Consider the following 15,418-nt stretch of genomic DNA (forward strand, 5'->3'; position numbering starts at 1 on the left):
TAATACAGAGGATAATACTATGACGCGCCGTGCTATCGGGGTGAGTGAAAGACCGCCACTTTTACAGACAATCCCGCTTAGTTTGCAACATTTGTTCGCCATGTTTGGTGCAACCGTCCTGGTGCCCGTCTTATTTCATATTAACCCGGCGACTGTACTGTTATTTAACGGTATTGGAACGCTGCTGTATCTCTTCATCTGTAAAGGGAAAATTCCGGCTTATCTTGGTTCCAGCTTTGCCTTTATTTCACCGGTATTGTTACTGTTGCCGTTAGGGTATGAAGTCGCGCTGGGCGGCTTTATTATGTGCGGCGTGCTGTTCTGCCTGGTTTCTTTTATCGTGAAGAAAGCGGGGACCGGCTGGCTGGACGTGCTGTTTCCACCTGCGGCAATGGGCGCAATCGTTGCCGTCATCGGTCTGGAGCTGGCGGGCGTAGCTGCCGGTATGGCGGGTTTACTCCCGGCTGAAGGGCAAACGCCAGACTCCAAAACCATCATCATCTCTATTACCACCCTGGCGGTCACGGTTTTAGGTTCCGTGCTGTTCCGTGGTTTCCTGGCAATTATCCCGATTTTAATTGGCGTGCTGGTGGGGTACGCGCTCTCTTTCGCAATGGGAATTGTCGATACCACGCCGATTATTAATGCTCACTGGTTTGCGCTGCCAACCCTCTATACGCCGCGCTTCGAGTGGTTTGCCATTCTGACTATTCTGCCAGCGGCGTTAGTGGTTATTGCCGAACACGTAGGGCACCTGGTAGTAACGGCTAATATCGTCAAAAAAGATCTGCTGCGCGATCCAGGTCTGCACCGTTCGATGTTTGCTAACGGCCTGTCGACTGTGATCTCCGGCTTCTTTGGCTCTACGCCAAATACCACTTACGGAGAAAACATTGGCGTGATGGCGATCACCCGTGTTTACAGTACTTGGGTTATCGGCGGGGCGGCGATTTTCGCTATCCTGCTTTCCTGCGTCGGTAAACTGGCTGCCGCTATCCAGATGATCCCATTGCCGGTGATGGGCGGCGTTTCGCTGCTGCTTTATGGTGTCATCGGTGCTTCCGGTATTCGTGTTTTGATCGAATCGAAAGTGGATTACAACAAAGCACAGAACCTGATCCTGACTTCCGTGATTTTGATCATCGGCGTCAGTGGCGCGAAGGTAAACATCGGCGCGGCGGAGTTGAAAGGTATGGCGCTGGCGACCATCGTCGGTATCGGCTTAAGTTTGATCTTCAAACTGATCAGTGTGCTGCGCCCTGAAGAAGTGGTGCTGGACGCAGAAGACGCGGATATAACAGACAAATAATGTACCGACCGGGCAGTGTTGCTGCCCGGTTCAAACATCATGGGATTCTGTGGTAAACTTCTCGCGATTTTGTGAAATCCTGGTTGAGGTATCTCTGAACACACCGGCACAGCTCTCTTTGCCACTTTATCTTCCTGACGACGAAACCTTTGCAAGTTTCTGGCCGGGGGATAACTCCTCTTTACTGGCTGCGCTGCAAAACGTGCTGCGTCAGGAACATAGCGGTTACATCTATCTCTGGGCACGCGAAGGCGCGGGGCGCAGCCATCTGCTGCACGCGGCTTGCGCGGAATTGTCGCAGCGTGGCGATGCGGTGGGCTATGTCCCGCTGGATAAACGCACCTGGTTTGTTCCGGAAGTGCTCGACGGTATGGAGCATTTGTCGCTGGTCTGTATCGACAACATTGAGTGTATTGCAGGCGATGAGTTGTGGGAGATGGCGATTTTCGATCTCTACAATCGAATTCTGGAATCGGGCAAAACACGATTGTTGATCACCGGCGATCGTCCACCGCGGCAGTTGAATCTGGGATTACCGGATCTCGCGTCGCGACTCGACTGGGGGCAGATCTACAAATTGCAGCCACTTTCTGATGAAGATAAGTTGCAGGCGCTACAGTTACGCGCGCGTTTGCGTGGTTTTGAACTGCCGGAAGATGTGGGGCGTTTCTTGCTGAAGCGGCTCGACAGAGAAATGCGCACGCTATTTATGACGTTGGATCAGTTGGATCGTGCGTCGATTACCGCGCAACGTAAGCTGACCATTCCGTTTGTGAAAGAAATTCTGAAGTTGTAGATAAGGTGTTTATTGTCGGATGCGGCGCGAACGCCTTATCCGAACTACGCGAAGTTAATCCATAGTATTCGTAGGCCGGATAAGACGTGGCAAGCGTCGCATCCGGCAATGTGCTTCAACTAGCGATGGAGCACATCTTAACCCACGATTTCCAGTACCTGCTCCGGTGGACGACCAATCCGCGCTTTGCCATTCGCGACCACAATCGGGCGCTCCATTAGCTTCGGATTATCCACCATTGCCTGAATCAGCGCCTCTTCGCTAAGCGAACTGTCAGCCAGGTTCAGTTCTTTATAAAGATCCTCTTTCTGGCGCATCAATTCACGGGCGCTATTCATCCCCAGCATTTTCAGCAAATCGCGCAGCGTTGCCGCATCGGCGGGTGTCTCAAGGTAGAGTACCACTTCTGGCTCCACGCCGTTTTCTTTCAGCAGGTTCAGCGTTTCCCGGCTCTTTGAACAGCGTGGGTTATGGTAGATTTTTACCTGTTTGGTCATTGTTCTTCCTTTAATGCGAATTACATCTTGGTATAAGGCTTAAAGCGTTCCTGCAGCTGGCGCAACTGGTCGATGCGCGCATCGTAACGCGCTTGTTGCAGGCTGCCTAATTTCACCTGCGAACTGGCGCTACTCAACAGCGAAATGGCCTGATCGAGTCGTCCGGCGAGCGCATAACCTTCTGCTCGCGCAGCCAGCTCCTGATCGCGGTTATTTAGCGCGGCTTCCGCCTGTGCCAGTAAATCCCAGCCGTTGCTGTCATCTTTATTATTAAAGGTGTAGCGATTGAGAATATTGGCCGCTTCTTGTGGTTGACCGCCTTGCAGATAAGCGTTTGCCAGGTTGAGCTGCAACACCGGATTGGTGCGCAAATCACGGGCATTTTTCAGGCGATTGATTGCCTCATTGGCTTTGTTTTGCCCAAGATCGATATCGGTAGCCAGATCGAGATACCATGCGTTGCCAGGTTCTGCCGCCAGTAACGGTTGCAGCGTTTTACGCGCCTCGTCGTATTTATTGGCTTCCATCGCCTGTAAAGCACGACCATATTGCGCCGCTCGTTGCTGACGAACGTTTCCTTTCGCCCATTCATCCAGCAAATCACTGGTGAGCTGGTTACGTCCGGAATTATACATCCCCAGTGTGCGCGCTTTCGCCAGATAGAAATCTTCCGACGACTGCACCACCATCGGTCGCATCTGATTAGCACGGTTGCGGGCATCTGCCAGACGACTTTCCGGCAACGGGTGAGTCAATAAAATTTCCGGCGGGCGCGAGGAGTAACGCGCCTGATCGAGTAATTTTTCGAGGAAGGTTGGCATCGCCTGCGGATCGAATCCCGAGCGTTGCAGCACCTGAATACCAATGCGGTCCGCTTCCTGTTCATTTTGCTGGGTGAAACTGATCATCCCCTGACGTGTTCCCGCCAGTGTACCGGTCAGCGCCGCCATCCCCGCCTGCGGACTGGCCATCGCCAGTAAAATAGAACCTAACGCGCCGACCCAGGTCAGCGGCGCGCTGCGTTGTTGATCTTCCATCGCTCGCGCCAGGTGACGTTGGGTGACGTGGGAGATTTCGTGCGCCATAACTGAAGCCAGTTGACTTTCGTTATCGGAATAACGGAACAGGGCAGAGTGCAGCACCACGTTGCCGCCAAAGAAAGCAAAGGCGTTAATTTCGTCGTTGTTGATCAGAAAAAAATGAAACGGTGTCTTAACCGAATTGGCATGCGAAACCAGACGCATCCCCAGCGAATTAATATATTGCGTTAACAGCGGGTCATTAATTAACGGCGCGCTGCCGCGTAGCTGGCGGACATAATAGTCGCCCATCTGCATTTCCTGACCAATGGAAAGCGTGCTTCCTGCGGAGGTTCCCATATCCGGCAAGGTGTCTGCGCTGTCGGCAAACGCCGGGGCTACCTGACCAATGGTCATAGCAGCAATGAGGGTTGCAACCAGGTTTTTTTTCAACTGCCTGAACATAACCTCTATCCTGTATTTCTGAAGATAGTCATTTGACCGATACTGTGAAATATCGTTCCCACCGCGCCGCATTTGAGTGTAACGGCGAAGATTAGCCCACTCAAATGACTTTTCAGTTTCCTGAATCCGTCATAAAAAGCGAAGTCTTTTTTGTGACATTTCGATACAATTGCGGATCGCAATCCCGCTCTTGAGGTTCAGGGAAGGTCTTTATGCTCGAAATGTTGATGCAATGGTATCGCCGCCGTTTTAGCGACCCGGAAGCGATTGCCTTGCTGGTTATTTTAGTTGCCGGATTTGGCATTATCTTTTTCTTTAGTGGCCTGCTTGCTCCGTTGCTGGTGGCTATTGTGCTGGCCTATTTGCTGGAATGGCCAACTGTGCGCCTGCAATCTATTGGCTGCTCCCGCCGCTGGGCGACGTCGATTGTATTGGTGGTTTTTGTCGGTATATTGCTACTGATGGCGTTCGTGGTACTGCCTATCGCCTGGCAACAGGGCATCTACTTAATTCGCGATATGCCGGGGATGCTCAATAAGCTTTCTGACTTTGCCGCCACGTTGCCGCGCCGCTATCCGGCGTTAATGGATGCGGGCATTATTGATGCAATGGCCGAAAATATGCGCAGTCGGATGCTGACCATGGGCGATTCGGTGGTGAAAATTTCCCTCGCCTCGCTGGTCGGTTTGCTGACCATAGCCGTCTATCTGGTGCTGGTGCCATTGATGGTCTTCTTCCTGCTGAAAGACAAAGAGCAGATGCTGAACGCCGTTCGTCGGGTGCTGCCGCGCAACCGTGGACTGGCAGGACAGGTGTGGAAGGAGATGAATCAACAAATCACCAACTATATCCGCGGCAAAGTGCTGGAGATGATCGTGGTGGGGATCGCCACCTGGCTGGGGTTCTTGCTCTTTGGGCTGAACTATTCGCTGCTGCTGGCGGTGCTGGTCGGCTTCTCGGTACTTATTCCGTACATTGGCGCATTTGTGGTGACCATTCCGGTGGTTGGCGTGGCGCTATTCCAGTTTGGTGCAGGCACGGAATTCTGGAGCTGCTTCGCAGTGTATCTGATTATTCAGGCGCTGGACGGCAACCTGTTAGTACCGGTGTTGTTCTCCGAAGCGGTTAACCTGCATCCGCTGGTGATTATTTTATCGGTGGTGATCTTCGGTGGTTTGTGGGGATTCTGGGGCGTATTCTTCGCCATTCCATTGGCGACCCTGATCAAAGCCGTGATCCACGCCTGGCCCGATGGGCAAATAGCGCAAGAATAATCTTCAGCCCGACGAACTGTTTCGCCGGGCTGATTTTTCAGGATTCCTGACGTAAATAGATAGCCCGATAACACATACTCACCAGCACTGCACCGCCGATAATATTACCCAGCATCACCGGGAGCAGATTGGCGGTAATAAAATGGCTTACCGTCAGTGCCGGAAAATTGTCTGCGCTACTGTGCGCCAGTTGCCAGAAGGGGGGAGGGGCGAAATGGCGAATGGCAATGGCGAACGGAATCACAAACAAATTGGCGATACAGTGCTCAAAGCCACTGGCGACAAACAGGGTGATGGGCAAAATCATGGCGACGATTTTGTCGCATAACGAACGCCCGCAATAACTCATCCAAAGCGCCAGGCAAACCATCAGATTGCACATAATGCCGAGGCTGACAGATTCAGTAAATGTATGATGCATTTTGCCCTCGGCGCAGTGTAAAACCGCGACTCCCCACATCGCGTTTTCACTCATCACCAGCCCGGAAAACCAGATTAACAAACTGAAACAGGCAATACCTGCCAGATTACCGCAGGCCACCAGAAGTGCGTTAATCAGCCAAGTTCGCCAACTAATAACGCCCCGACTTTTTGCCATCACCGTCATTACCGACGAGGTGAACAGGCTGGTGCCGCAAACCGCCAGCAAAATAAAGCCGAGTGTAAAGCAAAGGCCGCCCACCAGATGGGTTAATGCCTGTGAAGACGGGGCATCGGCGATAACGGAAAGGTAAAAAGTAAATCCGATCGCCATAAACACGCCAGCGGACATCGCCATTAAAAAGACCGACACTTTACTGCGGGCAATTTTATGGGCGGCAATCCGTTCAGCGATTGCCGCTTTTCTGGCGCTCAACTGCAAGTCGAAAGAGAGTTTGTTTCTCATGCATACTCCTGCAAAAGCAGATTACAACACCTCGCGAACCGAGATCCCCAGACGCTGCATTCGTGACAGCAGCGTGGTGCGCTTCATCCCTAATCGTGTCGCCGCGCCACGGGGCCCGGCAACAATGCCATTGGTTTCTCGCAATACCTGAACAATGCGCTGACGTTCTTCTTCGTCATTCTCTGGCGTCGTCGGGTGCAGCAACTGCGCCATTGAACTGCGAAGCGCTGAATCTTCATTTAGCGTCGGCAGTAAACGGCTTTGTCGGACATTTAGATGTAAATTCAGACTGTTACCACGAGTCAACAGTACCGCCCGCTCAATCACGTTTTCCAGCTCGCGCACGTTGCCCGGCCAATCCCACGACATCAACTGGCGTAGTGCCTCGGTCGGGATGGCGTCAATTGCGCGATTCATATGGCGCGCCATTTTTTGCGTGAAATGCTTTGCTAAAAGAGGGATATCTTCCGGACGGTCGCGCAGCGGCGGCAATTCCAGTGGGAAGACATTCAGGCGATAAAAGAGATCGCTGCGAAACTGGCGATCTTCAACCATTTGCCACAAATCACGGTTGGTGGCGGCAATGACTCTGACATTTACCGGGATCGTTCTACTCCCGCCGAGACGCTCAATCTCCCGTTCCTGCAATACGCGCAGCAGTTTAGGCTGAAGTTCTAACGGCAGATCGCCAATTTCATCGAGAAACAACGTGCCGCCATCGGCAATTTCAAAACGACCACGATGGGTATTAATCGCACCAGTAAACGCCCCTTTGTCATGACCGAATAACTCACTTTCCAGAAGACTGGCGGGGATGGCAGCGCAGTTGATTTTGACCAGCGGCTTGTCGCGTCGCGGGCTAAGTTGATGGATCGCTCTGGCGATCACCTCTTTGCCGGTTCCGGTTTCACCGCAAATCAACACCGTACTGTCGCTCTTCGCCACAATATCTACCTGCTGGAGTAGGTCTTCCATTGCCTGGCTTTGATAGATAATGTCACCGATGCCCAGATTCGAAAGGAGCTGCTCGCTAAGCTGGTGGTTTTCTTGCTGCAAACTTTCCTGCAAATCGGTCATGCTACGCCAGGCATCGGCATTGCCAACGGCAATAGCGATGCGATCGGCTATGTGTTGTAGTAGCTGGCAGTTTTCCTCACTAAAGAGAGTGGAAGAGGTATGCGCCAGCAACAATGCACCCGGTGTATGGTTGCCAAAGGTAAGCGGTATAAGGAGCGCAGATTCGCAGCCGTTAGATGCAAGTAAGAGTAATAACGGGTCGCGTTGCCAGAGAAACAGATCGTCTGCACGGTGCGTCAAGGTCGGTTGTCGGGTTTGTAGCGTTTGTGTCAGCAATACACTGTCGCCAGGCATATTGCGTGGCAGACACGCACAATGTGAGGCAGAAAGATCGCTGCACCACAGGCTAAACTTCTCGTTCTTTCGATGATCGCCCAGTACCATACTGACTGAAGCCAGACCGAAAAAATGATGGATCTCACGAGCGACGTCAGCGATCAGATCGTCGAGATCAAGATGTGACAGCACTGCATTAGTAATATCAACCAGTACCCGATGATGATCGCGATCTTTCTCCAGCAAACGCAGCGCCACCTGCTGTTCTTCATCATTGAGCCATGATTGCAGAACCGGGGTGATTATCCGCGCCAGCCAGTTAAACAGTGTGCAATCCTGGGGAGTAAAACGACTGCCGTGGGTGCGAATAAAGCGTAGCTCCGCCATTCCACTACTGCCGAGAAGGACGGCGTGACGCGAATAATCGACCATCTCGCCCTGATACTCTGTTGTTGCCGTCACATCGCTGCCATCATCATGGTAGCGGTAATAGAAGTTGCTTTTGAGAACATGCAGTTCAATAAGTTGTACCGGGCTGAACGGCGGCGGCAGCGGGATGAAGGCGCGTAATAAAGACGCCTTACCGTGTTTCTGCGCTAACCGCTCCGCGAGCATTCCGTTTACCGCTTCAATTGTTATTCCTTGCGGCGGGGCAAACATCGCCTCGTCTGACATAGCCATCAACAGTCCTTATTAATGAGAAATCCTTCTCACGTAATTTTTCTGGCCATCAGATAGATGGCCGGTTCCTGCACAATTTCATCCAACAGATGAATGAATTGAATGCTACGCGCCTGCCACACAGACGTCGCGTCATCCGCCAGTGGCGCGAATGCCCGGGTCAACAGGGCGGTGTGGCTGGCGTCAATAACAATCTCACCAAAAGTCATCACCCCCAGCATCTTACGTCGGGCTTGCTCCTCTTCGACCAGTGCAAGCCAATCTTCGTATTCCGTCAGTGGGCAGGGGAAGGCGACATTCAGACAATCAATCACGCCAACGTGATGACCGATAGCCAGCGAGTAATACATTACCTGAGAGCTGTGTTCCGGCATCTCGTCGCTACTGGCGACAAACTTTTTTCGCAGCGTCCAGAAAACAATTTCCCCGCACTCTTCAGTCATGTAACCCCCGGAGTACGCGAAAGAGTTGCTGAACGATACTATTGAGACGTGGATCGTCGGCATCGCGCAACCAGGTGTTAACCCGATTTCCTGTAGGATCGTCGCTTAAATGGCGCAGGAGCCGATCGCAAATTTCTCGCCCCTGACGATAGCCCGCCAGCCGCCGCGCTTCTCGCTCAATGGCGATACGCTGTGATGGCGGGATCTGCGGCCACAACGGTTGCATAGTCACCCCGGTGGGATCGCGATAATCCACCGCGTGAATCTTCTGTTGCAGCAAACCGAGCGCCACGGCGAAACCGTGAATGGTGGCGGCCGGTGTTGGCGGGCAGCCGGGGATCCAAACATCAATGGGGACAATGGTGTCGCTACCGCCCCAGACGCTGTAGAGATCGTGGAAAATACCGCCGCCGACACCGCACGCGCCGTAGGAAACACAAATTTTATGATCGGGGGCAGACTCATACGCCCGAAGTGCAGGCATACGCATCGCCCGGGTGACTGCGCCAGTAAATAACAAAATATCGGCGTGACGCGGTGATGAAACAACCTTAATGCCAAAACGTTCTGCGTCGAATACGGGTGTGATGGCGGCAAAAATTTCGATTTCACAGGCGTTGCAGCCGCCGCAATCGACGCGATAAACGTAAGCCGAGCGACGGATATCCTGTAGCAAATGCCGCTTCATCTTTTGCGTTTGCTCATCCAGCGTGATGGGCTGGCTGACATGTTGTGTAAGCACTGGACTCATAGCTGCTCCTTAGCCACCAGCGGTACATCTGTATCGTCGTTGATCAGCGTCGCGCGTTGTTTGCACTCCGGGCAGACGCTCGCTTGCGCCCGCAACATTTCGCGGTTTTGTGGCGCATTTTGTTGCTGTGCCAACAATTCAGCAGCCAGTGCGACGGTTTTTTGCGGGGCAAACGGGCGTTCGCAACGGCTGCAACGTTGTAGATGGAACGTCGCGCGGGTATAGAGATCGGCTTTATTGGTGACGGTCAGTTCAAAGTTATTGGTAAGCTGGATGGCTCTGGTCGGGCACACTTCTTCACAACGTCCGCAGTAAATACAACGCCCCAGATAGAGCTGCCAGGTGCGCGAATTTTGCTGGTCGTCGGTCTGGATAGTCAGCGCATTTGCCGGACAAGCACAGGCGCAGGCACCGCAGGCAATACATTGGCTGGGCATCAGGTCCGGTTTCCCGCGAAAGCCTGGGCTGACCTCCAGTGGCGCGAAGGGATATTTCACCGTCGCGGTTCCGGCGCGCATAATAGTTTTCAGTAACTTCAGCATCTTCTGTCCTTACTTCAGCGGCGAACGGTTACGATCAATGCCGTAGCGTTCGATCTCTTTATACGGCACGGTTTTTGACTGGCGCTTGCGCACATCTACCAGCGTCACACGGTCGGTACAGGAGTAGCAGGGATCAAGGCTACCGATAATCAGCGGTGCGTCAGAAACGGTATTGCCGCGTAGCATGTAACGCAGCACTGGCCAGTTGGCGTAGGTGGCGGCACGACAGCGCCAGCGGAACAATTTTTGGTTATCACCGAGCATGCTCCAGTGCACGTCTTCACCGCGTGGCGCTTCAACAAAGCCCAGCGCGAATGCGTGAGGTTTATAGCTAAAGCCTTCGGTCAGCAGCGGGGTATCCGGCATGTTGTCGAGGGCAAATTCCAGCATTGCCAGCGAATCAAACGTCTCTTTGACACGGACCATCACGCGGGAGAAAACATCGCCGCCGGTGAAGGTAAACAGTGTTTTTGGAATATTGCCGTAGTCGGCGTAGGGGTGATCAAAGCGCAAATCACGGGCAAAACCACTGCCGCGGATCAGCGGCCCTACAGGGCTATAATCACGGGCGATTTGTCGGTCGAGAATGCCAATGCCCTGAGTGCGTTGTTCCATATTCGGCGTAGCAAGCAGCATCTCTACCAGCTCCGACACGTCGGCGCGCATCTCGCGCACCAGTTTCAGCGTTTGCAGACGTTGCTCTTTGAGAATATCGCGGCGAACACCACCAATCAGATTCAGACCGTAGGTTTTACGCGACCCGGTCAGCAATTCCGCCATCGTCATCGACTTTTCCCGCACGCGGAAAAATTGCATAAAGCCGGTATCAAAACCAACAAAATGGCAGGAGAGGCCAAGGTTGAGCAAATGACTGTGTAGCCGTTCGACTTCCAGCAGAATCGAGCGAATGGTATGCGCTCGTTGCGGCACCTCAATCCCCAGTGCATTTCCAACCGAGTTGGTATAGGCCACACTGTGGGCAAAACCGCAAATCCCACACACGCGGTCTGATAAGAAGGTCACTTCGTTGTAGCCCATCCGCGTTTCTGCCAGTTTCTCCATGCCGCGATGGACATAAAACAGGCGGTAATCAGCATCGACAATTTGCTCGCCATCCACAAACAAGCGGAAGTGACCCGGTTCATCGGAGGTGATATGCAGCGGGCCGACAGGGATCACCTGCGCATCGCTGTTGCCCTCATTGATAAACGGATACGTTTCGGAATCAGTCGTCGGTTCAGGGCGCAGTCGATAATCCATCGCATCTTTGCGCAGCGGATGCATATCTTCCGGCCAGTCATCGGGCAACACCAGGCGACGCTGATCCGGCAGGCCAACCGGAATCAGCCCGTACATATCGCGAATTTCTCGCTCGCCCCAGACCGCGGCAGGGACGCGCGGTGTGACTGACGGAAACTCCCGACTGTCGGCATCGACCAGTGCCTTCACTACGATCCAGCATTTTTCGGCCCCTTCCATAGAAAGGGCATAATAAACCGCGTAATGACCGTTAAGTGTCCGCTCGTCGTTGCCAAACAGGACCGGAAGCCAGCCATCATGTTGATAATAAAGATAATGTACAACGTCAGGCAGCAGATTGATTTTCACCGTAATGGTGACCTGTTCAGGCGTTTGTCGCTCTTCATCCAGCACCGCGCCGGGGAACTGCGTTTTCAGGGCGGCGAGAATCGCTTCGCCACGATTTGACGATGAATTAACGTTCACTGTGTTTCTCCGAAACAGATGCGGTGCCTGAAGGCAAAAAATCATGCCAGGTGCTACGTTGTGCAGGCAGGTCGTGCGTCCCTGAGAGGACTATAGTGGAAGCGCCCGCCAGGATCCTGATGACAGGTTGTGGAATATGCGTTCCCATCGCCAGCATCATGACCAGCAGAATCACCATTGGCGAGGTGGTCAACCAGCCGAGATCACCCCGGTTAACGGCCTGCGGCGGTTTCGCCATTAACACCCGCGCTGCCATCCGTACCAGGCCCGCCAGCACCAGCGTTAACAGCAATAACAGCAGGACGATAATCAGCAGGTGATTACGTGCCAGTCCGGCGGTAATGGTCATAAATTCGCTAAGAAAAATGTTGAAGGGCGGCATCCCTGCCAGCGCCAGCGCACCGCCGCCAAACAGCACGGCGGTAAATGGCATGATTTTGAGCATCCCACAGACGACGTTGAGATCGCGCGTGCCGTACTTGAGCAGTACATTGCCGGAACCGCAGAACAGCAGCGTTTTTGCCAGACTGTGGTTTAAGATGTGCAGCAGCGCGGCAAAAATTCCCAGCGGCCCGCCAATGCCTAGCGCCACCGCGACCAGCCCCATGTTCTCCACGCTGGAGTACGCCAGCAGACGCTTAATGTCCCGCTGTACCAGAATGAAAAATGCCGCCACGGCAACCGACAACATGCCGAAGATGAGCAACAACCGGTTGGGGAAATCGCTGCCGATGGCTTGGCAAATAATGATGTAATAGCGAATCAGCACCAACAGCGCGCAGTTCAGCAATACGGCGGAGAGCAGGGCGCTGACCGGACTCGGCGCTTCACTGTGAGCATCCGGCAGCCAGGCGTGCATGGGAAATAGCCCGGTTTTGGTACCAAAGCCAATTAGCAAAAACACAAAGGCCAACAGCATTAATGTTGGGTCAAGCAAGGACGATTGCTTAAGAACCTCGCTCCAGAATATCGCCATTTCTGCCTGCGGCATAACGCTGGCGGCGTTGGCGTATACCAGCACGGTACCGAACAGACCAAAAGCGACACCAACAGTACAAATAATGATGTACTTCCATGCAGCTTCCAGCGATGAACGCTGACCGTAAATGCCTACCAGAAACGCCGAGCTTAAGGTGGTGGCTTCGATCGCCGCCCACATCACAATCAGGTTATTGCTGGTAACAACCAGCAGCATGGTGAACAAAAACAGATGGAAGAAACCGTAGTAATCGCACAGCGTAACGGGTGAAAGCTCGCCGTGTGCCACTTCATGACGCATGTAGCCAATCGAGTAAATACCGGTGAGAAAGCCAATCACACCAAGAATGGCGAGGAACAAACCGCCCAGACCATCAATATGAAGCCACAGTCCCGCAGCGAATATTTCTCCTGCATTAGCGGCAGTTTGGACCACCCAGAGTGCCAGAATCAGCAGCAGTGTGATCCCTAAGCTATGTAATACGGTCACCGTGCGAGTCGCAGAAAGTCTCCGTTTCCGGCAGGCAAAACAGAGCAGCGAAAAAAGCAGCGGCGTGAGCAGGAGTAAAGCGAACATCACAGAATAACTCATCTCATTATCCCTTCAGCGCGGTCAAGTTGTTCACGTCCAGCGTGCCGTGGGTACGCCATATTTTTCTTGCCAGTAACACCATCACAATGACGGCGAAGATGGCGTCGGTAGCGATACCTATTTCCACCAGTTCCGGTGCTCGCCAGGCAAGAAGCGCCAGCACCAGATGGGAGCCGTTTTCCATCAGGCAGTAACCAAAAATTTGCCGCAGGATATTGCGCTGGCTGACAATGCACAGCAGGCCAAGCAGAAAATGACCTAACGCTACCGCCAGCGCCGGTTTCAGCCCGGTAGCCATCGGTAGCTTCACGGGCTGAACGACAAATGCGCAAAGCAGGACAATTAACGCCGCGAGCAGTGCCATCATTGCCGGACCGAATAACGCTTTTTCCGGGATGTTCTGGGGAATATTTCGTGCAGCGTAAGTCATGATTAACGGTACCAGCAGCACTTTGGTGATAAAGGCGCTGGCGGACCAGATCAGCAGTTGCTCTGCGGCGAACAGGCACGAGAGGGTGGCGAAAATAGACACCAGCACCAGTGACTGGCAGGCGTAAAATCCGCATGACAGGCGATAGCTTTTGACGCTAATCACAAACAGTGATGTCAGCATCATCAGTCCCGCCAGATTATTTACGATCATAGAACCGGTCATTCATCATCTCCTTACTGCAACCAGGTCGCGGCGATTACGCTGGAAATCAGCGACATCACAATCAGTACAATCAACACCAGGCGCATTGACCCTGGCAGCGGTGCGGCATCAGCGACGGCCTCGCTCGGTTTGCCAGGCACGACGCGACCAAACCAGCGAATAAACCAGGCGAAACTGGCGACCGATTCAATCATCAGCAGAATCATGGCGGGCAGCAGGATCCAGTACTCCACTGACAACGCAAAACCGGCAGCAAACAGCGGGAATTTACTGAAGAAGCCGTTGAACGGCGGCACGCCGGTAATTGCCAGCGCTGCCACGCAGAAACCCACGCCAGGCAACGGCAGGGTGTGCAATACGCCACGCAGACGCGGCAACAAGCGCGTGCCGCAGCTGTAACTCAGCGCACCTGCTACAAGGAAAAACAGGCTTTTAGCGAACGCGTGGTTGACGATGTAGGCGATGCTACCCTCCAGCGCCAGCCGCGAGCCGAAGATGGAGAGCGACAAGCCGAAGAACATCCAGCCAAGTTGAGTGATGGTCGACCAGGCCAGCAACCGCTTCATATCCTGCTGTGGCAAATACATCAGAAATCCATAAAGAATGGTGACCAGGGCCATGACCATGCCAACGCCGCCAATCACATGCGGGATATTGCCGCCGTCGATAATGGCGCGGGCAAAAATGTAAACGCCCACTTTCACCATCGATGCGGCGTGGAGATAGGCGCTGATCGGTGTTGGCGCTTCCATTGCGTCCGGTAGCCACGCTTGCATCGGTAGCTGGGCCGATTTCCCCCACGCGGCAAACAGGATGCCGCCATAAACCAGATAACGTGCGTCGCCGTGTAACTCGCTCATCGCGCTAAGCGCAAACGTTCCGGTCTGCAAAAACAGCGTGGCGGCGGCAAGATACAACCCCAACGAGCCGATATGAGTGATAAGTAACGCTTTTAGTGCTGAACGCTGCGCTTTATCGCTCTGGTAATAACTGATCAACGCCCAGGAGCAGCCGCCCGTAATTTCAAAAAACAACAACTGACCGAGCAGCGTCGAGGAGAGTACCAGTCCCGCCATCGCGCCGATAAACACCAGCAAAAATGCGTAATAACGATTCGTGCCGTTATGCGGGTGTTCGCGATTTTTATCCGTCAGATAACCCGTGGAGTAGATCGTGACCAGCAAACCGAGAAACACCACCACAAACAGAATCAGCGTACTCACGCGATCAATGACCAGGCCAAACAATGCCACATCCCCCACGTTGACCAACGTCAACGTGACGGCAACTTTATCGGCCTGATAAAACGCGGAGATCAGCGACAACATGCACAGCGTGGTCAGTGCGGCGAACAAAACCCCCATTCGGCGGCCCGACGTTGTGGCGAAAACGAAACGACCAGTGCGCCGATAAAAGGCAGCATTAACGTCGTCAGAGCAAGATTTTCCATAT

13 protein-coding genes and 1 pseudogene are annotated in these 15,418 nt (G+C 53.4%); 3 read left to right on the plus strand and 11 right to left on the minus strand.

Annotation, left to right across the window (positions count from 1 at the left end; translation table 11 throughout):
* Positions 1 to 19: 19 nt before the first annotated feature.
* Positions 20 to 1,309: a uracil permease gene (uraA, locus tag ACU8XX_RS06710; RefSeq protein WP_000198328.1), complete on the plus strand. Its 1,290-nt coding sequence runs from the start codon at positions 20 to 22 to the stop codon at positions 1,307 to 1,309.
* A 94-nt stretch (positions 1,310 to 1,403) separates the two neighbouring features.
* Positions 1,404 to 2,105: a DnaA inactivator Hda gene (locus tag ACU8XX_RS06715; RefSeq protein WP_001307333.1), complete on the plus strand. Its 702-nt coding sequence runs from the start codon at positions 1,404 to 1,406 to the stop codon at positions 2,103 to 2,105.
* A gap of 137 nt (positions 2,106 to 2,242) precedes the next feature.
* On the opposite strand, the gene arsC is transcribed toward ACU8XX_RS06715, so the two are convergent.
* Complete coding sequence (gene arsC, locus ACU8XX_RS06720; protein WP_000166449.1) at positions 2,243 to 2,602, minus strand: arsenate reductase (glutaredoxin); 360 nt, start codon at positions 2,600 to 2,602, stop codon at positions 2,243 to 2,245.
* Between the two features lie 20 nt (positions 2,603 to 2,622).
* Positions 2,623 to 4,086, minus strand: a complete 1,464-nt coding sequence (gene bepA, locus ACU8XX_RS06725; protein WP_000489667.1) for a beta-barrel assembly-enhancing protease — start codon at positions 4,084 to 4,086, stop codon at positions 2,623 to 2,625.
* A gap of 212 nt (positions 4,087 to 4,298) precedes the next feature.
* Between bepA and ACU8XX_RS06730 the strand changes: the two genes are divergently transcribed.
* Positions 4,299 to 5,360, plus strand: coding sequence for an AI-2E family transporter (locus tag ACU8XX_RS06730; protein ID WP_000892044.1), 1,062 nt, complete (start codon positions 4,299 to 4,301; stop codon positions 5,358 to 5,360).
* Between the two features lie 37 nt (positions 5,361 to 5,397).
* Here the strand turns inward: ACU8XX_RS06730 and focB are convergent, their stop codons facing one another.
* The 9 genes and pseudogenes from focB to hyfD form a co-directional block, all read right to left on the minus strand.
* A complete protein-coding gene (gene focB, locus ACU8XX_RS06735) occupies positions 5,398 to 6,246 on the minus strand; it encodes a formate transporter FocB (protein WP_001244735.1) in 849 nt (282 codons plus the stop codon).
* Positions 6,247 to 6,267: 21 nt separating this feature from the next.
* Positions 6,268 to 8,280: a DNA-binding transcriptional regulator HyfR gene (gene hyfR, locus ACU8XX_RS06740; protein ID WP_001251538.1), complete on the minus strand. Its 2,013-nt coding sequence runs from the start codon at positions 8,278 to 8,280 to the stop codon at positions 6,268 to 6,270.
* Between the two features lie 29 nt (positions 8,281 to 8,309).
* On the minus strand, positions 8,310 to 8,723 hold the full coding sequence (gene hyfJ / locus ACU8XX_RS06745; RefSeq protein WP_001344401.1) for a hydrogenase 4 assembly chaperone HyfJ: 414 nt from the start codon (positions 8,721 to 8,723) through the stop codon (positions 8,310 to 8,312).
* Positions 8,716 to 9,474: a hydrogenase 4 catalytic subunit HyfI gene (gene hyfI / locus ACU8XX_RS06750; protein ID WP_000075558.1), complete on the minus strand. Its 759-nt coding sequence runs from the start codon at positions 9,472 to 9,474 to the stop codon at positions 8,716 to 8,718. Before hyfI ends, hyfJ begins: the two co-directional genes overlap by 8 nt.
* A complete protein-coding gene (gene hyfH / locus ACU8XX_RS06755) occupies positions 9,471 to 10,016 on the minus strand; it encodes a hydrogenase 4 subunit H (protein ID WP_000916058.1) in 546 nt (181 codons plus the stop codon). Before hyfH ends, hyfI begins: the two co-directional genes overlap by 4 nt.
* 9 nt (positions 10,017 to 10,025) lie before the next feature.
* Positions 10,026 to 11,741 (minus strand): hydrogenase 4 catalytic subunit HyfG, encoded by a 1,716-nt coding sequence (gene hyfG / locus ACU8XX_RS06760; RefSeq protein ID WP_240765401.1) that lies wholly within the window; start codon positions 11,739 to 11,741, stop codon positions 10,026 to 10,028.
* Complete coding sequence (hyfF, locus tag ACU8XX_RS06765; RefSeq protein WP_139466814.1) at positions 11,731 to 13,311, minus strand: hydrogenase 4 subunit F; 1,581 nt, start codon at positions 13,309 to 13,311, stop codon at positions 11,731 to 11,733. The genes hyfG and hyfF overlap by 11 nt, the downstream gene beginning before the upstream one ends.
* A 4-nt stretch (positions 13,312 to 13,315) precedes the next feature.
* A complete protein-coding gene (gene hyfE, locus ACU8XX_RS06770; protein ID WP_000147987.1) occupies positions 13,316 to 13,966 on the minus strand; it encodes a hydrogenase 4 membrane subunit in 651 nt (216 codons plus the stop codon).
* Between the two features lie 11 nt (positions 13,967 to 13,977).
* Positions 13,978 to 15,416: pseudogene (gene hyfD / locus ACU8XX_RS06775) on the minus strand (hydrogenase 4 subunit HyfD).
* Positions 15,417 to 15,418: the final 2 nt, after the last annotated feature.

The organism is Escherichia sp. MAL-1, from assembly GCF_052948035.1.